This is a genomic window from Ochrobactrum sp. Marseille-Q0166 (assembly GCF_014397025.1).
Lineage (GTDB): Bacteria > Pseudomonadota > Alphaproteobacteria > Rhizobiales > Rhizobiaceae > Brucella.
The window spans coordinates 1854421-1874376 of the sequence record NZ_JACJUO010000001.1 but is presented as its reverse complement, the minus strand read 5'-3'; the positions used below and the strand labels follow the sequence as shown (position 1 = coordinate 1874376).

Sequence of the window (19956 nt, the reverse complement as noted above, 5' to 3'; positions counted from 1 at the left end):
GCATTTGGTTACCAGGAGTTTTATCAGACCGAGCGGGTGAGACCGCCATCCACGCGCAGGTTCTGCCCCGTGATATAGGCAGCACCTTCGGAGGCAAGGAATGAAACCGTCGCAGCAATTTCTTCGCTTTTGCCATAGCGCTGCATAGGCACGCTATCCCGGCGCTCTTCTGTTGCTGGAAGGCTGTCGATCCAGCCGGGCAGAACATTGTTCATACGGATATTGTCTGCTGCATAGGTGTCGGCAAAGACTTTTGTAAACGAGGCCAGACCAGCACGGAAAACTGCTGAAGTCGGGAACATCGCGCTTGGCTCAAAAGCCCATGCGGTCGAGATATTGATGATCGTGCCGGACTTCTGCTTTTGCATGAAAGGCACGACAAGACGGCTTGGGCGCACAACATTCAGAAAGTAAGTATCGAGACCTTTGTGCCAATCTTCATCCGTAATATCGAGGATCGGTGCGCGCGGACCGTGGCCGGCACTGTTCACCAGCGTATCGATACGCCCCCATTTTTCGATAGTGAGATCGACGAGCTTCTTTAGGTCATCAGCCGACTGGTTCGACCCAGTGACGCCAATGCCGCCCAGTTCCTGGGCCAATGCTTCGCCTTTGCCTGATGACGAGAGGATTGCGACGGAAAAACCGTCTGCTGCCAGCCGACGTGCGGAAGCCGCACCCATTCCGCTGCCACCTGCCGTAATGATCGCTACTTTCTGTGCCGACATTTCATGATCCCAAAATACTGAAATTGTTTCGATATGCAGAAGGTAGCGGACGAGATTGAAATCCCAAGTGAATTTTCTTGAATTTAAGATTTTATAGCGTTGTTCCGGCAATAAAAAACGCCGCTTTCGCGGCGTTCTAATTAAGCTGGTCGGATGAATTATTCCTGTCCGGATGCCTTGTTGCCCGAAAAGGCTTCACCGGAAGCAGTCTCACCGCGTTTCTGGCTCGCCTCTTTTTGCTGAACAGCATCACGAAATGCGGCCCACTCATTTTCGTGGCGACGATAAAGTGCATCTGAAGTCTGGATATCCATGTCGATCCCTCCACTGGCTCTTGGCAACGCAATTAACATGGACCGCGAAGAATCGTTGCATCACAAACGGTAAGCGTTTGAAATCTTAATCGATTTATATGTTTACAACCGATTTAGACTGCAAAATTTGCCCATGTTGGCGCCGCTCTCTCAGACTAAAGGATTAATTTTCCTGGATAGAAACGCCACCCTCTCCAATCTTCATTTCGATCCCGGAAGGTTTTGTTTCCTCTTGATAGGTATAGATAGCAAATCCTGCGACCACGACGACAAGAGCACCGATAATCAGATAAAGCCCGTTGCGATTCACTCTGAAACTCCTGAAAATTTAAAGTTGTAAATGAAACGCACCAAGACAGGCTTGGTTCCGGGAGGTTAGGAATAACCGCAAACATAATGGCTGTGAAACGCTTCAAATAAAATTCAAAAAAATGCTTTTAGCGCTTGCTTTATATCCAGCGATTATCTAGGGAAGGGCCGCTTACAAAGCACGGAGCGTAGCGCAGCCTGGTAGCGCACCTGATTTGGGATCAGGGGGTCGGAGGTTCGAATCCTCTCGCTCCGACCATTTTTTCCAGAGAATTTGCCAAGATGAGTATGTCGCAGTCAGATGCTGTGGCGTGCGCCTTTATCGCGTTGACATGGTGTGACGTGTAAACTATTGCCTTGGTGAAATTATCGCCCTGCGCGGGCTTAAGAGCATAGATCAAGGTTCGTTAAATGGTTGCACGTATTTACCGTCCAGCTAAGACAGCAATGCAGTCTGGTAAAGCCAAAACCGATAACTGGCTTCTGGAATATGAGCCAGAAAGCGCTCGTAAAGTCGAGCCGCTTATGGGCTACACATCATCCGGTGACATGAAGAGTCAGATTCGCCTGTCTTTCGACAGCCGTGAAGACGCAATTGAATATGCGACCCGCAACGGTATCGCTTATCGCGTAATCGAGCCGCATGAAGTGAAGCGTCGCAAGGTTTCCTATTCGGATAACTTTAGCTTCTACCGTCCACAGCCTTGGACGCACTAACAGCTTTTCCCGGCCTTATGCTTTGTGCTAAAGCCGGGTTCTGATGGTGAGGTCCCGTAGCTCAGCTGGATAGAGCACCGGCCTTCTAAGCCGATGGTCACAGGTTCGAATCCTGTCGGGATCGCCATTGTTTTCAATGACTTAGATGATGTGGGTGTAAGGGCGGTTTACAGGCCTTTCGTGAGCGGTTTACAGAATTGTTCACTTTTTTCCCCGCTCAAGCTTCAAAATCACCGCATCATTTGTCTCCTCACCGTGCGCCAGATAATGTACTTCTAGCACTCTTGCTACGTCTTTTATTGATTGGCCGGAAGCGGCTGCAATTTCTTCCATGGTTGCCCCGCTTTGCCGTGCTTTGGTAATGAATGTTACGCGTAAGTGGCCGAGAGTTACACCGCTTATTCCCGCATTCTTCGTTGCTTCCCCATGACGTTTTAAACCCATCGCTGGTCCATGGCTCTCCACGTGTGTTTGTCAGGACATTCACCGCGTCACCTCGTGTCATTTCATCCAGCATTTTCTTAAGCTCTGAATGGACACGGATGGTCACACGCTTTCCAGTTTTCGATTGTTTAAGGCGGATATGCTGCCCGTCATATGCAGTCCATGTGAGAGCCAGCCAATCGCCTTGCTTTTGACCAGTCCAAAGCGCCAGCATTAGGGCTTGCCATAGCTCTTTCCCTAGATTTGCCTTTGCCGCATCAATTTGTTCATCAGCCCAGATTATGTCTGCGCGCAAGCCTTTCCACAGGTGACCACCCCCAGCACAAGGGTTGCGCATTATCAATTCCATATCGACAGCCCACGAGAAAACACGCTTTGCTACAGCCCACGCTCGATCAAGCCAGCGAGAGTTTCCTTGTCAGACTCCGCGTTCGCTCTGCGCATTGCGTTAAATTCAGCAATAAAAGCAATTCTGTCTTTAATCGGGTCAGCAGTCAGACGGGGGCCACCACGCCAAGCGTAGTAATATTCCTTAACGGTTCCGCCCGGCATTTTCTTTTTGACGGTATGCAGCCCTTTAAGCTGAACGTACATTTCTCTTTGCTTTCCATGCCTCGAACGGCGAAAGGTTGGAATAATCCATATTCTGATCCAGTGAGGCAAGCTACTCATTTAAGCGTTGGCGCAGGAACCGATGCCCCTTTGCTGTACTTGTGAGCGATACCGGCTTAACAGGGCAAACTTCCTTGAATGCTGCAGTCGATATTCCGCAGTAAGCCGCAGCTTGATTGAGCGGCATAGCGGCAGGCCAATAAGGTGTTGCTTTAGCCGTCATCTCTCCCCCCTTTCTTGCAGTGCGGTGCGGCGCTTGTTGTCAAGATATGCCTGATAGCAAGCGCGTAGATTGGCTTTCCGCTCTTCGGTTATTTGTTCATGAGCTATTTCAGCAACCGTCTTTCTACGATTTGCAATCGCTCTGCGAACATACTCTGCAAATGCGCGCCCCATCACTCACGCCTTTCAGGGCTTGGCGACCGTCGCACCAATCGGTTTCCTTGATGAGCTTCGAGAAATCCTCGATCACTCCGCGATTGCTCTGGCTGAGTTCGATGGACCGGGTCAGCAGCTCATTGCGCTTGATAGGGAGAGGCTCGTTGCCCACGGCCCATTTCTCTCCTGCGATGAAACTTAAAGATGCGGTCAGCAGAATGGCCGCTGTCAGCTTCATCCTGCCTTCTCCCCTAGTGCGGAGGCGTCGAGCATGGCGCGCCACAATCCTGTGTATCCCTTGTTGCCATAAGCCTTATCGAATATTTCAAATCCGGCACGACAATCCCTGTCAGTGGGAAGCGGATTGAAATCCCGCGAAGGCCAGAAATCGGAGTGATATCCATCTCGGCTGACAGGGTGCAAGTGCCAGTTTCCATAGGTTGGCGGATTTTTGACTAACAGAAAACGAGGCTAAACATGGCACTCTTTGCAGTTGCAGATATAAGATACCTGCCTGTGCCTCAATCGCTCCTTAACGCCGTATATCTGCAAGAGTGCTTTTATCTCAGGGAAAGCTTTTCTCGCGGATAAACATCGAGTCTTTTTAGCATGTAAGCTGGAGAAGGCTTTCACTTCAGCTTCCTGGAAAATCACAGCAGCACAATTGTCCGTAGGCTTGTTTAAAGCATCTACGTTTACCTTTGGTGGTCAGGATTATCTTAGTTGAGTAGTTTAACGTCTATCAACTCCTGCGCTATCACATATAGATGGTTTGTGCTCTGTTTCTTGGCTTAGTTCGCTTCGGTTATCGTTAATAACCTGCATACAATTTGTGCTCACGAGACTCGTCTATGGGCATTTGCAAACGATCTCCTAAGCATAATAAGGCAAAAAAAGCGGCGCGCATAAATTGATCGCCGGTTCGCTGCATCAAGTAAGGTGGGCCTCTAAGGGTTGGACTTGATGTGTGGGAACATTATTGTGTAACCAAAAATGAAGAAACCCTAATAAGTAGGTCTCCAATAAGAATATTCTTATATAAAATTCATAATTCATAATTCATATTTAGATAAAAAGAGCAGCTTTTTGCAAGGCTGTGACTATTTGAAAGCCTAAACAAGCATCTACTGATGCGTACGCCTCTCGAAGATATTATCCGGATTAATAACATGTTAAATATTTATTCAGAATTAATTTTATTCTCTGATTAATTAATATAGATTACTATTTTATAAATTTGATAGAATTATATAAAATAATACAGCATATTATCCTAAATATATTATTTATCATTTTATAAAAAATTTACTTATGTTGGTTTATACTGGTAATTATATTTATTAGGAATTGTGTTGAATTAAAATTTGTGTAGGTAGTAAACATAAGAGCGTATAGACAAAATTCATCTTTTATATCTACATGAAGGCCATCGATGCAAACTAGTGAGCTTAATGCAGGGGATTTGGCTCATGCACAGAGTAGGGTCAAGCGTATGCAATATAGCATTCCGGCAGTGCTGCCTTCACCAATCTTGGAGATGCTAAGATCCGCGATTTTGTGCCGCATAGCTCATCTATAATGATGGTTAATAGTGTTTACCCGAAGTCAGAAAATGAATGAGGTTTATACGGGCGGCATGACAATTTGCCCGGCTTAAATAGTACGCTCAGGAGCCGCCGTATAGACGCTCGGTTTGACATTCACGCTACTAGTGTTTGAGCGCCTAAATCGCTTTTGAAAGCACTATACCGAATTCATGCGTACCGCTGTCCTGGATAGAATTTGTCCATGCTGAATGGACCTATCGTGGAAAACGTCACACAGGATAACTGGCTCATATGGATGCTGAGATGGATGAAGCCAGAAGCCAAATGTCACCATTAACAATATCTATTTTACCCTGCCTCCGGTAACTCCCTATCAGATTTATTAATAGAGCTTTGGTATGTTTCAAATTATAAAATAGACAGCTAAAAGCCCCGGATCTGCTGGTGGGCAATCCAGGGCTTGCACCCCAAGCGACCCCCGCCTGTAAAATGCGATTATATTTTACCACAAGGTAAAATATTTACAGTCCCTACTTTTGGATAAGACAGACAAAAAAAGCCCCGGCAGCGGGGGCGCATACTAGGGCTGCGCTTCGCACGATGCGGGGGGTATCAAAGCGCTAATCATCATCCCACAAAATTAGAAAAACACAATCCGCAAACCCGTAGCAACTGACTCTGCTTATCCCCCGACACGCTCGAATTTGTTATTATGGCAGGATCGATATAACTCTTGATAGTATAGAATAACTGTTTTCAGAAGTAGTTTCTGCAAGGTGGTTGAAACAACAATATGTTAAAAATCATATTTTTCGAGAAAATGACGAAGTCACATGATGAGTATTAAGGCGGTTGCAAAAAAAAGCTTCGTTTGACAGTTGATAGCAATGATAAGCATAGTTATGGATCTTGCTAATAAGATTAAGATTGCGGATCGCTTTAAAACAGTGTCAGAATAAAAACCTATGGAATTTATATTTTAATATAATGTCAATCTGAGAGAGGATTGAGAAAAAAATCTGTTGAAAACGGTGAGAATAAAATTTTCTGGACGAGCTAAAAAGTGGCGATTTGGGGCCTAAAATTCGGGGTTGTAATCGCAGCTCTCATAGGAATCAGGATATGGTATTTGGTAATGCCTGTTCATAGTCATTGGTTGACAGTAACCGCTGTTTCAGCCCCACGTTTTCCCGCGCTGTTTGATCTGCGAAGGGCTTTTCATGGATGATGAAGCAGTTTCCCCATGGGGCCTACGGTGGAGTTTCTCACCCCTGAGAATAGTATTAGCGGGGGAAGCAATAAATGGCCGCCGGAATTCAAGGCCAGACTTGTCTCAGAAACGCTTCGGCCTGGTGCACGAGTTGTTGATGTGGCGCAACGTTATGGCGTTCGAGCAAACAGGTTATCTATGTGGCGAACCTTGGCCAAACGCGGTCAACTGGTTCTGCCCGCGCCAGAAGACGGAATAGAATTCGCGGGTTTGGTGATCATCGATCCATTGACAGAACAATCGGGCTCTTACCCCAGCTGCGTTGAGATATGCATTGGTCCAGTGATAGTACGCCTTGAATCGGGTGCGCCGATTTCGCGTATTGTTGCAGTGGCGCGTGGACTGACGGTCTCATCATGATATTTCCTTCCAGCCGGGTGCGGATCATGGTGGCAACACAGCCTGTTGACTTCCGTAAAGGACATGACGGGCTAGCTTCGTTGGTAAAGAATGAATTGCGCAAAAACCCGTTCACAGGAACTGTATTTGTTTTTCGTTTGCGCAAGGCGGATCGGCTCAAGTTAATCTACTGGGATGGCACGGGTATGGTTCTGGCTTATAAGCGTTTGGAAGCCCATACGTTCATCTGGCCGGATATCCGCGATGGGCTGATGTCGTTGAACCATGCGCAGTTTGGGGCTTTGTTTGCAGACCTTGACTGGCGCCGAGTACGTGCGGTGGAAGCTCGAGCGCTAATGACTATTTAAATGACCACTAATTGCTGCGGCACGATGACTCTGGCAGCATAATCATCAAGCGTATCAAGGCCGGATTTGGTAAGTTTGGCTCATGTTGGATGCTGCCGATCTGCCCAATGATATTGCTGAACTCAAAGCACTGCTGATCACAGCAGCTGCGCTTGGTCTTCGTAAGGATGATCGGATTGCGCGGCTGGAGAAGCTGGTTGCAGCCTTCAAACAGGCCGCTTTTGGACGTAAGTCAGAGAAGATTAATCCTGAGCAGTTTGATCTGGCGCTGGAAAATCTGGAAACTGCCATTGCGGCGATCCATGCGGAAGATGAAGCGGATACAGCTTGCACCAAGCCTGCCTCAAAGCCACGTGCCGTCAATCGTGGTTCTTTGCCAAAGCACCTGCCGCGCATTGACGAAGTGATCGAGCCGGAAAGCCTGACATGTGCCTGCGGCGGGTGTCTGCATTGCATTGGCGAAGATGTTTCTGAACGACTGGATGTGATCCCTGCGCAGTTTCGTGTCATTGTCACACATCGTCCAAAATATGCATGCCGCGTTTGCACCGATGGTGTCGTGCAAGCACCCGCTCCCGCCCGATTGATACCAGCAGGCTTACCGACGGAAGCAATGGTCGCGCATGTGCTGGTATCGAAATATGCCGACCATCTTCCGCTTTATCGCCAGGCCCAGATTATGGGCCGTCAGGGCATCGACATAGATCACTCGACACTGGCTGACTGGGTGGGATGGGCAGCCTTTGAGCTTTGCCCTGTCTTTGATGCGCTGCTTGCTGATTTGAAGCGCTCAAATAAACTGTTCCTGGATGAAACGCGTGCACCGGTTCTTGAACCGGGATCAGGAAAGACCAAAACAGGATATTTTTGGGTTTTGGCGCGGGATGACCGACCATGGGGCGGAAATGCCCCGCCCGGTGTCGCCTTCACTTACGCGCCGGGACGATCTGGCCAGTATGCCGAACATATATTGAAGGGCTTCAGCGGTATCCTGCAAGTGGATGGTTATGCAGGCTACAATCGGTTGGTCGCGCCAGATCGTGTTGGTCCGAATATACAATTGGCTTACTGCTGGGCTCATGCGCGTCGCAAGCTTATTGAAATCACTCGTATAGGCTCGTCCCCGATTGCTGAAGACGGTATAAAACGGATCGGCGAACTCTATAAGATCGAGACTGAATTGTGTGGTCTCAGTCCAGAAGCGCGGCTCGCAGTTCGTCAGGCACAATCAAAGCCGCTGATCATCGATATGCAAACATGGCTTGCGCATCACCGTGCACGCGTGTCGGCAAAAGCCCCATTGGGCGAGGCATGGAAATACATAGCTAAATACTGGGACGGCTTGTGTCTGTTCCTGTCTGATGGTCGGGTCGAGCTGGATAACAACAGTGTCGAACGTACGATCCGACCAATTGCATTGAGCAGAAAAAATGCATTATTCGCAGGCCACGAAGTAGGCGCTCATAACTGGGCTACAATCGCCTCACTGATTGGGACATGCAAACTCAATTCGGTCGATCCGCAGAAATGGCTGACCAGCACGCTCACCGCAATCGTCAATGGCCATAAGCAGAATCGGATCGATGAGCTTTTACCGTGGAATTATCCTCAAGGACTATCATCGAAAGAATGCGCAACGCGAGAAATGTGATCTCGTATTGCCAAAGCGCTTTGTACTGGCGAATTAATCGTGACATCCAAAGTCAAAGCATTCGCATGAGGAATTTTTAGAACGGTCGATGTTTTGCTTCGATATCTCGATGCCTCGGGATCGGTCGATTTTAGGTGTTGTTTCCGCGCGGGTAGAGAAACTCGACGGACCAATTCTTCCTCGTTGCAAAGCAATCTAACAGGAACAAAAGTTGCTTCACATCGGCTCGCCGCTTCGACAAATTGTGAATACGTTCTAATACTTCGCTTGTCGCCCTCAGATCCTGCATGAGTGAAAATAAAATTATCAAATCTCGAGCTGTAACTACATATTGCGCTAAGCACCGACTGGCGGACTTGACCTGTATATTGCCATATATCACTGGGCAACGACGATAATCCTTCATCGTCGAAAAGCCGTAAAATCGGATTGTTGAACCAGTGATTGTCAACGATCTTGGCACCGATCAAGGCATCAAGCTCTTTTGCGATGGTCAACTTACCCACTCCGGGGAAGCCGATAAGCAACACGAACAACCCCATCACCCTAGAGCCTCACTGAAACGAACGATTTGTCGAAGAGCCCTAAAAGTATGCGAAATATTGAAGGTGGAGGCTAGAGCGGATTTGCAGCTTTCGTACGAATGGCTATGTGTGACGCAGACTCCGCTTACGGTTGACAAGTGATCAGCTCGTTAAAATCCAAACGCTCGCAACGGGTGGTATTTTTGCCAGCATCGCGATATGTCATGTGAAGAAGCGGTTAGGCTCCTAGCGGACAAATATATCAACTTATCAGGCCCTGCATTACGGGACCTTTTCTTTTGCCGAAAGGAAACACCGTGAATATGAACTTTGGCGATACCCGCCTCTTGATTGAGGCTGGTCGAGAACGCTAACTGTTGCGCAATCAGATGGCGTACATGCTTGCCACTGCCTATCATGAAACGGCCCATACGATGAAGCCGTTCAACGAAAGGTGAACTACGAAAAGGCTAGCAAGGTTCTTGGTGTCGACTTCGTGGCAAAGCCTGAATTGTTACTCAAGCCGGAATATGCCGCACCGATCATCATCGCTGGCATGGTCGAAGGCTGGTTCACTGGCAAGAAGCTTTCCGATTACATCACCCTGCAGAAGTCCGACTTCAAAGGCGCCCGACGGATCGTCAATGGAACCGACAAGGCCGATCTGATTGCAGGCTATGCACGTGAGTACGACAAGGCATTGCTGGCAGAGGGCTATGGCGTTGATACCATCATCGAAGCCAAACCGAACGATGTGCTACCTAAGCCGGTCGTTGAAAAGCCGATCTCGAAATCGTCGCGGTTCTGGTCTTGGATCGGCAGCGGTGGGGCAGGGGCTGCAATCCCGTTTGTCGATTGGCGCGTCCAGATGGTGCTCGTCGTGTTCGTTCTCGCACTCACCGCATATGCAATCTTCACGATGCCACAGGCCAAGGCCAAGCTTGAAAAGCTGGTGGATGCGATATGAGCGCAATCCCTAACTGGTTGAAGATCACCGCCGCCGCTGTTCTAGCGGCTTTTTTGTGTCTGGGGGCTGGATATGTGGCCCGGACCATCAAAGAGCGTCAACGTGCAGCATTGGCCGTAGCAGAAGCAACCGCAAAGGCAATTCAAAAGAGGGCGGATATAGATGAGGGAGTTATCAACATGGATGCTTACAGGCTTTGCCTTGAGCTTGGCGGGGTGCGCGAGTAATGCGAGCAACTGTGCGGGCTGGAAGCAGATAAGCCTTAAGCCCGACACTGCCGTCTATCTCGCCGGAGACGATCTTAAGGCCGGGCAGGGGATAGCAGGACATAATTGCCTACGGGCAGAAAGCATGTGGCTGGTAATGGATGACGATATTAAGTGGTTAATCGGTATTGCTGTCACTTTCGGACTGCTTTGATCGCAGCATTTCGATCGTTATCAGCTTCAATGACGGCTGGCGATGATGCTCTGCACGAGAGAATTGAAAACAGCTCCTCCTTATATGCAACGCCTCCTTATTAGATGCTTAATGGCCTCTTGGGCCGTTGCCACGGTCGCTCGAATTTGATCTCCACCTTTGGTTGCGATGTGGACGATCCCAATTTCCTCTTGGGCGATCCCAATGACGCCCTCTGTCCCAGTTTCTACTCCGATTCCAGCGATCTCGATCCCATCGGTCATTTCGATCATTGATAGCTGCGCCAATAGCTACACCAGCGATAAGAGGAATGCCAATCAATGCCGCATTGCGGCTGAAATCATTGGATGATCCGCTTCCGGTGCCTTCGCGCATAGCTAGATAGCGGGACGAAGCCCAACCAGTAAGCCCACCGTAATTGACTTGACACCATCCGTAACCCGATGTGCACCCATGAACATTTACAGGAGCTCTACTGGGAATACTCCCAAGCGATGCGTAACCTGTCCCAGGCCCGGTCCGCACATTGAGATTGGTTGTAACGATTGCATTTGCTGCATGAGCAGCACCAGCGGAGATTACACCCAAAGCGATCAGCGCCATTTTCAGAGTGAGTTTCATCGGAATTCTCCTGAACAACGTTATTGATAAACAAACGATGAATAGCTCAAAGAAGTTCCCGTGCTGCTCTAAGAAATCTATTTTGACGCACGATGACGCAGAATAACAGCAATCGCCAGACCCGCGAGGCCAATAGCAATAACGCCTTGCAGGATAAAAACCCAGTTCATCATGGTCGTTTCCTTTGGTGTAGATGGCACCTGCATTCCGAATATATTAAGCAATCCAATCCTTATCGCATTTTATGCGCAAGCGAAATGCCGAACTGACATGGCATTCACTACTTTGGTTTCCAATGAAATTTCATTCATCAGGTCCAAAATATTTTTCTTTCAAAGCAGCCAGAGTCTCATTTTCTTCAAGGCTGATTATGGCCACCGAGGCAGGTTTTACGAGATCGCTATTACGTGGGAACGCAAAGCCATATTTGTCGGGGCTAAAAATGTTCCCAACCATCTCGACAGGCTCATCGAGGTTTTTGTGCGCGTAATATGCTAATACCGGACTGTCACCCACAATGGCAGATATTTCATCATTTGTGAGGGCTGAAACAGCTTCTGGCAGGTGGTTAAAAGTGACTGTGGAAATAGATCTTGCCGTAAGTATCTGTTGAGCAATGCTTCCCGTGCGAACGCCGACAGTTTTGTTTTGTAAGTCTGCCAGGTTATTAATTTTATTGGAAATATGCGTGACTGTCATAACACTTGTTACTGATGACGTAACATATGCAACCACAGCGATACCAAACACCAGCCAGAATGCCTGCCATATTCGGCCAGCCCATCCGAAGAGGTTCTTGCGAGAGCTTTTGCCTGATGTTGCAAGAGAAACCACGTGATAAAAACTCTCTGCCAACCCTTCTATCCAACGCGGAGGGAAATTGGCATCAAATCGTCGATCAAAAATGGTAAGAGCGATTGTGGCAATCAGAATAACAATACCAATCCAGGCATATGTCGCGAGATGCCCTGCGTCCTCAAGACCTTCGATCAGGTCATCCCATCCATTTCCCGCTTCTTTGTGAATCATGATACGCAACCCGGCGTCAAACCATGGGTGCGTAAAATCAACTACTTCCGCGCGGCTTTCGGTGATCGTGAGATTGGTTACCGCAGCATCAACCTGTTTTTCGGAGACGGCTTTCACAAGCTCATTGTAATTGGGATATTCGACAAATTGGGAAACCAATCCAAGGCGTGTACCTAGGTCGCGCCAAAGGTCGACGGCCATACCATTATATGTTTCCCCTTCCTTGATGACAAAAGGCTCGCTGACATAGACCCCAACTTTCACTTGTCGTAGTGGGGCTTCCTGTGCGTTTGCCGGGATAAGGGAAATTACTAAAATAAAAAATGGAAAAAAAGATTTTAAGGCAGAGCAGAAAGGAGGGGTCATAAAGCTAAAAAATCGCACTGTCTTAAGCCGTTTTAATTGCCGATAATAATAAGTATAAATATTTATCGTCGGTGATGGAAGTCGATTTTCCTATATATTTTCTTGTAAAATATCGATTTTGATCAAGTTATTTTAATATAGATCCATCACAATCATTAATAATTGTGATGGATGACGGTTTCTATGACTGATGGTCTATTCTCAGATTGCCGCGAACCCCTGTTCCAGATCAGCAATGAGATCGGCAACATCTTCCAAGCCAATCTGCAAACGAATGAGGGGGCCTGGATAGTCGCCCTTCGCAACACTGCGGTCTTTTAACCCAACTTCATTCGCAAGGCTCGCGTATCCGCCCCAAGAATAACCAAGTCCAAATATCTTAAGCGCATTCAGGAAAGCATGAGCTTCCTTTCTTCCTCCGCCTTTCAGCACAAAGGCAAAGACGCCTGACGAACCTTTGAAATCGCGTTTCCAAAGTTCATGGCTTGGATGGCTTTCAAGGGCAGGGTGCAAAACACGCTCCACAGCGGGGTGGCTTTCGAGCCAGTGAGCAACTTCAAGTGCGCTCTTGCGATGATGTTCCAGACGGACTCCCATCGTGCGAAGGCCACGTAGGATTTGATAGGCGTCGTCAGGGGCTGCACAAAGGCCGAGTGTACCGTGGGTTTCAAGCAGTTGTGGCCAACATTTTTCATTCGCAGAGATTGTTCCGAACAAAATATCTGCATGGCCGGCGGGGTATTTGGTCGAGGCATGAATACTGATGTCTACCCCGAAATCCAACGGCTTGAAGTAAAGCGGCGTAGCCCATGTGTTATCCATCATGACGATTGCACCAGCGTCGTGTGCGGCTTGCGCAATCGCTGGAATATCCTGAATTTCGAACGTGTTGGATGCAGGCGATTCCGTGAAGACCACTTTGGTATTGGGGCGCATAAGTGCCGCTATACCAGATCCGATTTCCGGATCATAATATTCGACCTCGATACGCATACGTTTTAGAATGGTATCAGCAAAATGGCGTGTGGGATTATAGATCGAATCGACAAATAACACATGGTCGCCAGGCGATAGAAAGCCAAGCAGAGGCACTGTTACTGCCGCCAGACCAGAGGGCACGCATACCGTTCCCGCCGAGCCTTCGAGTGCATCAATAGCTTTACAAAGCGCTTCGCTGGTTGGCGTTCCACGCGTGCCATAAGTATATTTCTGATTGCCGGTAGCCATGGTTTGGGCATCTGGGAATAGTACAGTAGAGGCACGTACGACCGGTGGATTGACGAAACCGTGATAATCGCGAGGGTTGTATCCGTCGCGGGTCAGGCGCGTGTTTATACCCAGCTTTTCTGATGTATCTTGTTTGTTAGTCACGAAATTGCCTCCAGGCCATGTTGCATGCTGATCTACCCAATCTCTTTTAGAGATTTATGCAAGTTTTCCGGTCGACTATGTCTTCCGGATTAGTTTTGCAAAACAGGCTTCGTTTCCATTCTGATGGATGATCCTGATTTATGGATAAGGCCCGTATGTTGCGGATGCAATATGCAGCTTTGTAACAGTGATAATCTAAACCAGAGGAAGTGTAATCGCGGTATGCCTGATTTTAATGAGCGCACGGCAATAAGTGTGATTTTCTACCCGGCCCGTGCAGCATTGGAATTAATAAAAGCGCTTTTAAAACCTGCATATCCGGGTGCGCAGTCAAGTTGGACGATCGAGATGACAGCGATCGCGGTTTTATTGCCCTTCCTTTTGCTTATCCTTCACTTGTGGGATGCAGAGATCATTCGCTCAGCCATGAACAGCGACTTTGTGGTTATGGAGATTCTTCGCAAGATCACCGACTTGATCCGAACTGTTGTCTGGCTTGGGATAGCGATCATCATCTGGGTAGTCACCGCTTTTCTACTTTCCCCTGGCATTCACTTGAATGCGCGGGAGATCCTCGTTCGTTTCCATTGTTGGGCAACGCTGATACTCGCCTCAATCGTCGTTGGCAGTATTCCGACTGAGATTGGCAAACTGGTGATCGGAAGGGCACGCCCGATTCTGCTGGATGATTTGGGATCTGCCTATTTTGCACCTTTTCGAGGTGAACATTCTTATGAAAGTTTCCCATCGGGCCATTCAATGATGGCGGGTATTATGCTGGTCTCACTCTGGATTTTCCTTCCGCGCTGGAGGTACTTAACCGTACCAGTTTGTTTGCTTTTCGTTGTCAGCAGGCTCGCTGCGGGTGCGCATTATCCAACGGATGTCGTTGCTGGACTGGCTATTGGCTTTATCGCGACATGGTGGACAGCGCGCTTTATGGCTACGCGAAATATTATTTTTTCACTTGAGGGAGGGAAGATGATGCCGCGTGTCTGAAACAGCAAAAATGTCGAAGGTATTTACAGTTTATATGCGCTTTATATCGCGTTACCATATTGATATATATCAATAATATTAGTGAAGCGTTTTTTCGGATTGCGCTGATCAATAACATGAACAGCGTTACCCGGAAATTGGGAAAACGTGTAAAAGTGAGAAGCTGAGAAGCCACCATTTTTGATTTTTAGGTGCTTTCCTAAGCGTTAACCGCTTGACCAAATCCAAAATATCGCCTTCGATAGGGGGGTGAAGGCGTCGGGTATTGCTGACCTTTAAAATTAGAGAGTCGATAACGGCTCCGGGTGAGCGACAGCCTGCGTAATGCATGGATTGGGGAGGGACCAGTTCTTATTTCTCAACTCTGTGCACAAAAATAAAGCAACAGAGACGCTCAGGATGACGAGTTCTGATGATCTCCAGGGAACACAAAAGGTTGCAGGCCAGATGAAAAAAACTGTTTTGACAGGGGTATTGGGTGTAGCGGCGTTGTTTGGCGCGGCTTCGGGGGCATCGGCTGACACGCTTTCCGATGTAAAGAACAAGGGCTTTCTACAATGTGGCGTCAACACCGGTTTGCTGGGGTTTGCCGCTCCGAATGACAAGGGTGATTGGTCTGGTTTCGATGTCGATTATTGCCGTGCAATTGCCTCTGCGATTTTTGGTGACCCGACCAAGGTGAAATTTACGCCGCTGAATGCCAAAGAACGTTTTACTGCGCTGCAATCAGGCGAAGTGGATGTTCTGGTCCGTAACACGACGGCAACAATCAGCCGCGACACATCATTGGGCCTCGATTTTCCGGGCATCAATTATTACGATGGTCAGGGTTTCATGATCAACTCGAAGAAGCTTTCGGGGATCAATTCTGCATTGCAATTGTCTGGTGCATCTATCTGCGTACAGGCAGGAACGACAACTGAACTGAATATGGCCGACTATTTCCGTGCCAATAAGATGGAATATAATCCCGTTGTTTTTGAAAAGGTCGAAGAAGCTAATTCGGCCTATGATTCAGGCCGCTGCGACGCTTATACGACTGACCAGTCAGGTCTCTATTCAATTCGTTTGACACTGGCGAATCCTGACGATCATGTGGTTCTTCCAGAAATCATTTCCAAAGAGCCGCTCGGACCGGCTGTCCGTCAGGGCGACTCCAAATGGGCAGATGTCGTTCGTTGGACACACTATGCGCTACTGAATGCCGAAGAATTCGGTGTAACTCAGGCTAATGTGGAAGAGATGAAGAATTCCGATAATCCGGAAATCAAGCGTCTGCTCGGGTCGGAAGCTGATACGAAGATCGGAACAGATCTTGGTCTCACCAACGATTGGGTAGTAAACATCGTAAAAGGTGTCGGCAATTATGGCGAACTGTTTGAGCGTAATCTTGGCGCCGGCAGCCCGTTGAAGATCGCTCGTGGTCTTAATGCGCAGTGGAACAAGGGCGGTCTGCAGTACGGTATGCCGATTCGCTGATATCGGGCCTGGTTGTTGACATGGGCGGGGGCAGCAGTGTGCCCGCCATATTTGTCTAGGTAGAGATTTAACGCCGTTTTTGCATTTTCATAAACGGCATTATCTTCCCGTCATGCCAGAACACTCGTATTCGACAATTTAATTCGTGCTCTGAACGAGATGGCCAGGGCCGCATTCTTTGGCATTCTATGTAACTGCTCTGAAATGGTTTTCCGATGGGGCGGGATCGTTAGCTATTTTCAAAGCGGATGCAGTAGCCGAGAGAAACAGGGAACATATGGCTTCCTATTCTTCAACTGATCAACGCCGTAGCGGTAGTGGCACATCACTTCTTTATGATCCGCGGCTTCGCGGCATCTTTTATCAGATCGTGGTGTTTGTCGTCGTTATTGGTTCTATTTACTGGATCGTGGGTAACACGGTTGCCAATCTTCAGCGTGCCAATATCGCTTCCGGCTTCGGCTTTTTGAGCGGACGCGCAGGCTTCGATATCAGTCAAACGCTCATTCCCTATACGAGCGATTCTACCTATGGTCGTGCCCTTCTGGTTGGGTTGCTTAATACACTTTATGTTGCGGCGCTGGGTGTGATCTTGGCATCAATCATAGGTTTCCTTGTCGGCATTGGACGTCTTTCTCGCAACTGGCTGATCCGAAAAATCTGCATGGTTTATGTAGAAGTGTTCCGCAACATTCCACCACTGCTTGTCATATTCTTTTGGTATTTCGGTGTACTTTCGGTTCTGCCACAGGCACGTGACAGTCTTTCTTTCCCGCTGGGTACTTATCTCAACAATCGAGGTTTTTTCATGCCGTCGCCTGTTTGGGGGGAAGGGGCATGGCTGTTGGCGGTTGCGCTTCTGCTTGGGATCGTCGCTTCGTTCTTTGTGGGGCGTTGGGCAAAACGGCGCCAGATGGCGACCGGTCAGCCGTTTCATACGGTGCGCGTGTCTGCTGCTTTGATTATCGGCTTGCCGATACTGGCACTCATCGTGACCGGATTTCCTGTTTCATTTGATTTTCCGAAGCTTGGAACTTTTAATTTGACAGGTGGTGCACAGGTTAAGCCGGAATTCCTCGCTTTGCTTCTAGCTTTGTCGTTCTATACGGCCTCTTTCATTGCAGAAACCGTGCGTGCAGGCGTGCTTGGTGTCAATAAGGGCCAGACAGAAGCAGCTTACGCTGTGGGCCTGCGTCCCGGTCAAACCATGCGTCTGATCATCGTGCCGCAGGCCTTGCGCATTATTATCCCGCCATTGTCCAGCCAGTATCTGAACCTGATTAAAAACTCATCGTTGGCGATCGCCATCGGCTACCCCGATCTTGTTGCGGTTGGAGGCACAATTCTTAATCAGACCGGACAGGCCGTTGAAGTCGTGGCCATATGGATGGTGATTTACCTCAGCATCAGCTTGATCGTTTCTGGTTTGATGAACTGGTTCAATGCGAAAATGGCGTTGGTGGAGAGATGACCATGGAAAATTCAAGTCTCCAATATGTACGCTCACAAATGGTCGAAGGTGAAGCACCACCGCATTCTGTTCAAGGTGTTGCGCACTGGTTGCGTGTCAATCTTTTTGCCACGCCTGTCGATGCTGCTTTGACAGTTTTTGGTCTGGCGCTTGTGGCATGGTTTTTACCGCCCATTATCCAATGGCTTTTTGTGAATGCCGCCTGGACAGGAACAGACCGTACCGCATGCCTCACTATCGTTCAGGGTGGTGTGCAACCAGAAGGTTGGTCAGGCGCTTGCTGGGCTTTTGTAAATGCCAAGTATCAGCAATTTATCTATGGGCGCTATCCGCTTGATGAACGTTGGCGCGTTGACGTGACCGCTTTATTGTTTGTCATTTTGCTTTTGCCGTTGCTCATCCCCAAGATTCCGCACAAGGTGATAAACGCGGTTCTGTTCTTCTTCGTGTTCCCCATTATTGCTTTTTTCTTGTTGGTCGGCGGCTCTTTTGGACTGCGTTATGTCGAAACTTCGCTTTGGGGCGGCCTTTTAGTAACACTGGTTCTGTCGTTCGTCGGTATCGCGGTGTCGCTGCCTCTGGGTATCGTATTGGCGTTGGGACGAAGATCAAAGCTGCCCGTCATAAAGACGCTGTCTATTATCTTCATCGAAACGGTGCGTGGTGTTCCGTTGGTCACAGTGCTGTTCATGGCCAGCGTAATGTTGCCGCTGTTCCTGCCGCCGGGTGTAACTTTCGACAAGCTGCTTCGAGCGCTTATCGGCGTGGCACTTTTTGCGTCGGCTTATATGGCAGAAGTGGTGCGTGGGGGCCTACAGGCTATCCCTCGAGGCCAGTATGAGGGCGCCGATGCACTGGGTCTCAGCTACTGGCAAAAGACCAACCTCATCGTTTTGCCACAGGCTTTGAAGCTCGTGATACCCGGTATCGTGAACACATTTATTGGCTTGTTTAAAGACACCAGCCTTGTTTACATCATTGGTATGTTTGATCTGCTCGGCATCGTTCGACAGAATTTTTCCGATGCAAACTGGGCTTCTCCACAGACACCTGCAACTGGATTGGTCTTTGCGGGCTTCGTGTTCTGGATTTTCTGTTTCGCCATGTCGCGATACTCTATATTCATGGAACGACGGCTCGACACAGGTCATAAACGATAAGAATAAAGGGAATAGTCCAAATGAGTGCACAAAGCGCCCTCCCGCAATCAGAGCTTGGTGTCGAAATCGACCGGTCAAAACTCGAAGTCTCGAAGACCGAAGTGGCCATCGAGATCAAGAACATGCACAAGTGGTATGGTGAGTTCCATGTTCTGCGCGACATCAATTTGAAAGTCATGCGCGGCGAACGCATCGTCGTTGCCGGACCATCGGGTTCCGGCAAATCCACCATGATCCGCTGTATCAACCGTCTGGAAGAACACCAGAAGGGCCAGATCATCGTTGATGGCATCGAACTCACCAATGATCTCAAGAAGATCGATGAAGTGCGTCGCGAAGTCGGCATGGTGTTTCAGCACTTCAACCTGTTTCCGCATCTGACCATTCTGGAAAACTGTACGTTGGCGCCAATCTGGGTGCGCAAGATGCCCAAGAAGCAGGCGGAAGAAATCGCCATGCATTATTTGAAGCGTGTGAAGATTCCAGAGCAGGCCAACAAATATCCGGGCCAGCTTTCGGGTGGGCAGCAGCAGCGTGTGGCGATTGCCCGTGCGCTTTGCATGAGCCCGAAAGTGATGCTGTTTGATGAGCCGACATCGGCGCTCGACCCGGAAATGGTCAAGGAAGTGCTCGATACGATGGTCAGCCTTGCGGATGAAGGCATGACGATGATCTGCGTAACGCATGAAATGGGCTTTGCACGTCAGGTTGCAAACCGCGTGATCTTCATGGATCAGGGGCAGATTGTTGAGCAGAACTCACCAGCCGAGTTCTTCGACAATCCGCAGCATGAGCGCACCAAGCTGTTCCTGAGCCAGATTCTGCATTGAAAAAACAGGTTGCATCTTAAAAAACACCCGCCGCTAATAACG

21 protein-coding genes and 2 tRNA genes are annotated in these 19956 nt (G+C 48.6%); 13 read left to right on the top strand and 10 right to left on the bottom strand.

The genetic code is table 11. The annotated features are described in order from the left end of the window. Window positions 1-23: 23 nt before the first annotated feature. The 3 genes from H5024_RS08940 to H5024_RS08930 all read right to left on the bottom strand — a co-directional run bounded on the left by H5024_RS08940 (window position 24) and on the right by H5024_RS08930 (window position 1352). Entirely contained in the window at window positions 24-728 is a 705-nt protein-coding gene (locus H5024_RS08940; RefSeq protein ID WP_187545552.1) for an SDR family oxidoreductase, read from the bottom strand. A gap of 158 nt (window positions 729-886) precedes the next feature. After that, window positions 887-1042 carry a hypothetical protein gene (locus tag H5024_RS08935; protein ID WP_187545549.1) on the bottom strand — a complete coding sequence of 52 codons (156 nt, stop codon included), beginning with the start codon at window positions 1040-1042 and terminating at the stop codon, window positions 887-889. A gap of 163 nt (window positions 1043-1205) precedes the next feature. Further along, window positions 1206-1352 (bottom strand): hypothetical protein, encoded by a 147-nt coding sequence (locus H5024_RS08930; RefSeq protein WP_187545547.1) that lies wholly within the window; start codon window positions 1350-1352, stop codon window positions 1206-1208. 181 nt (window positions 1353-1533) lie between these two features. Here H5024_RS08930 and H5024_RS08925 point away from each other — a divergent pair. The 3 genes from H5024_RS08925 to H5024_RS08915 all read left to right on the top strand — a co-directional run bounded on the left by H5024_RS08925 (window position 1534) and on the right by H5024_RS08915 (window position 2195). Continuing rightward, window positions 1534-1610, top strand: a tRNA-Pro gene (locus H5024_RS08925). 152 nt (window positions 1611-1762) lie between these two features. Continuing rightward, window positions 1763-2068, top strand: coding sequence for an ETC complex I subunit (locus H5024_RS08920; protein ID WP_007874386.1), 306 nt, complete (start codon window positions 1763-1765; stop codon window positions 2066-2068). 50 nt (window positions 2069-2118) lie between these two features. Beyond that, window positions 2119-2195, top strand: a tRNA-Arg gene (locus H5024_RS08915). Between the two features lie 74 nt (window positions 2196-2269). Here the strand turns inward: H5024_RS08915 and H5024_RS08910 are convergent. The 3 genes from H5024_RS08910 to H5024_RS08900 all read right to left on the bottom strand — a co-directional run bounded on the left by H5024_RS08910 (window position 2270) and on the right by H5024_RS08900 (window position 3740). Continuing rightward, window positions 2270-2512 carry a hypothetical protein gene (locus H5024_RS08910; protein ID WP_187545545.1) on the bottom strand — a complete coding sequence of 81 codons (243 nt, stop codon included), beginning with the start codon at window positions 2510-2512 and terminating at the stop codon, window positions 2270-2272. A 378-nt stretch (window positions 2513-2890) separates the two neighbouring features. After that, window positions 2891-3106, bottom strand: a complete 216-nt coding sequence (locus tag H5024_RS08905; protein ID WP_187545543.1) for a hypothetical protein — start codon at window positions 3104-3106, stop codon at window positions 2891-2893. A gap of 364 nt (window positions 3107-3470) precedes the next feature. Next, window positions 3471-3740: a hypothetical protein gene (locus H5024_RS08900; RefSeq protein ID WP_187545540.1), complete on the bottom strand. Its 270-nt coding sequence runs from the start codon at window positions 3738-3740 to the stop codon at window positions 3471-3473. 2552 nt (window positions 3741-6292) lie between these two features. On the opposite strand from H5024_RS08900, the gene H5024_RS08895 reads away from it, so the two are divergent. From H5024_RS08895 to H5024_RS08885, 3 genes are all read left to right on the top strand, one after another. Next, complete coding sequence (locus H5024_RS08895) at window positions 6293-6679, top strand: transposase (RefSeq protein WP_187545538.1); 387 nt, start codon at window positions 6293-6295, stop codon at window positions 6677-6679. After that, window positions 6676-7026, top strand: coding sequence for an IS66 family insertion sequence element accessory protein TnpB (gene tnpB / locus H5024_RS08890; protein WP_187545535.1), 351 nt, complete (start codon window positions 6676-6678; stop codon window positions 7024-7026). Before H5024_RS08895 ends, tnpB begins: the two co-directional genes overlap by 4 nt. An 82-nt stretch (window positions 7027-7108) precedes the next feature. Next, window positions 7109-8677 (top strand): IS66 family transposase, encoded by a 1569-nt coding sequence (locus H5024_RS08885; RefSeq protein ID WP_187545532.1) that lies wholly within the window; start codon window positions 7109-7111, stop codon window positions 8675-8677. On the opposite strand, the gene H5024_RS08880 is transcribed toward H5024_RS08885, so the two are convergent. Beyond that, window positions 8635-9219: a chloramphenicol phosphotransferase gene (locus H5024_RS08880; RefSeq protein ID WP_187545530.1), complete on the bottom strand. Its 585-nt coding sequence runs from the start codon at window positions 9217-9219 to the stop codon at window positions 8635-8637. The genes H5024_RS08885 and H5024_RS08880 overlap by 43 nt on opposite strands. Window positions 9220-9655: 436 nt before the next feature. Here H5024_RS08880 and H5024_RS08875 point away from each other — a divergent pair, with 436 nt between their 5' ends. Together H5024_RS08875 and H5024_RS08870 are read left to right on the top strand one after the other, a co-directional pair. Next, window positions 9656-10168 carry a hypothetical protein gene (locus tag H5024_RS08875; RefSeq protein ID WP_247875224.1) on the top strand — a complete coding sequence of 171 codons (513 nt, stop codon included), beginning with the start codon at window positions 9656-9658 and terminating at the stop codon, window positions 10166-10168. Then, window positions 10165-10395: a hypothetical protein gene (locus tag H5024_RS08870; protein ID WP_187546791.1), complete on the top strand. Its 231-nt coding sequence runs from the start codon at window positions 10165-10167 to the stop codon at window positions 10393-10395. Before H5024_RS08875 ends, H5024_RS08870 begins: the two co-directional genes overlap by 4 nt. 301 nt (window positions 10396-10696) lie before the next feature. Here H5024_RS08870 and H5024_RS08865 read toward each other — a convergent pair whose 3' ends face one another. The 3 genes from H5024_RS08865 to H5024_RS08855 all read right to left on the bottom strand — a co-directional run bounded on the left by H5024_RS08865 (window position 10697) and on the right by H5024_RS08855 (window position 13975). Then, the gene (locus H5024_RS08865; protein WP_187545528.1) at window positions 10697-11209 is read right to left on the bottom strand and encodes an SH3 domain-containing protein; all 513 of its coding nucleotides are present in this window, start codon (window positions 11207-11209) and stop codon (window positions 10697-10699) included. Between the two features lie 303 nt (window positions 11210-11512). Beyond that, a complete protein-coding gene (locus tag H5024_RS08860) occupies window positions 11513-12604 on the bottom strand; it encodes a transporter substrate-binding domain-containing protein (protein ID WP_187545525.1) in 1092 nt (363 codons plus the stop codon). Window positions 12605-12805: 201 nt separating this feature from the next. Beyond that, complete coding sequence (locus H5024_RS08855) at window positions 12806-13975, bottom strand: cystathionine beta-lyase (protein ID WP_187545523.1); 1170 nt, start codon at window positions 13973-13975, stop codon at window positions 12806-12808. Window positions 13976-14197: 222 nt separating this feature from the next. Here H5024_RS08855 and lpxE point away from each other — a divergent pair, with 222 nt between their 5' ends. The 5 genes from lpxE (at window position 14198) to H5024_RS08830 (ending at window position 19914) form a co-directional block, all read left to right on the top strand. Then, a complete protein-coding gene (gene lpxE / locus H5024_RS08850) occupies window positions 14198-14974 on the top strand; it encodes a lipid A 1-phosphatase LpxE (protein ID WP_187546728.1) in 777 nt (258 codons plus the stop codon). A 447-nt stretch (window positions 14975-15421) separates the two neighbouring features. Beyond that, window positions 15422-16453 carry an amino acid ABC transporter substrate-binding protein gene (locus H5024_RS08845; RefSeq protein ID WP_187546726.1) on the top strand — a complete coding sequence of 344 codons (1032 nt, stop codon included), beginning with the start codon at window positions 15422-15424 and terminating at the stop codon, window positions 16451-16453. A gap of 277 nt (window positions 16454-16730) precedes the next feature. Next, entirely contained in the window at window positions 16731-17924 is a 1194-nt protein-coding gene (locus H5024_RS08840; RefSeq protein WP_187545521.1) for an amino acid ABC transporter permease, read from the top strand. A gap of 2 nt (window positions 17925-17926) precedes the next feature. Then, on the top strand, window positions 17927-19084 hold the full coding sequence (locus H5024_RS08835; RefSeq protein WP_187545518.1) for an amino acid ABC transporter permease: 1158 nt from the start codon (window positions 17927-17929) through the stop codon (window positions 19082-19084). 20 nt (window positions 19085-19104) lie between these two features. Further along, window positions 19105-19914, top strand: a complete 810-nt coding sequence (locus tag H5024_RS08830; protein ID WP_187545516.1) for an amino acid ABC transporter ATP-binding protein — start codon at window positions 19105-19107, stop codon at window positions 19912-19914. Window positions 19915-19956 lie beyond the last annotated feature (42 nt).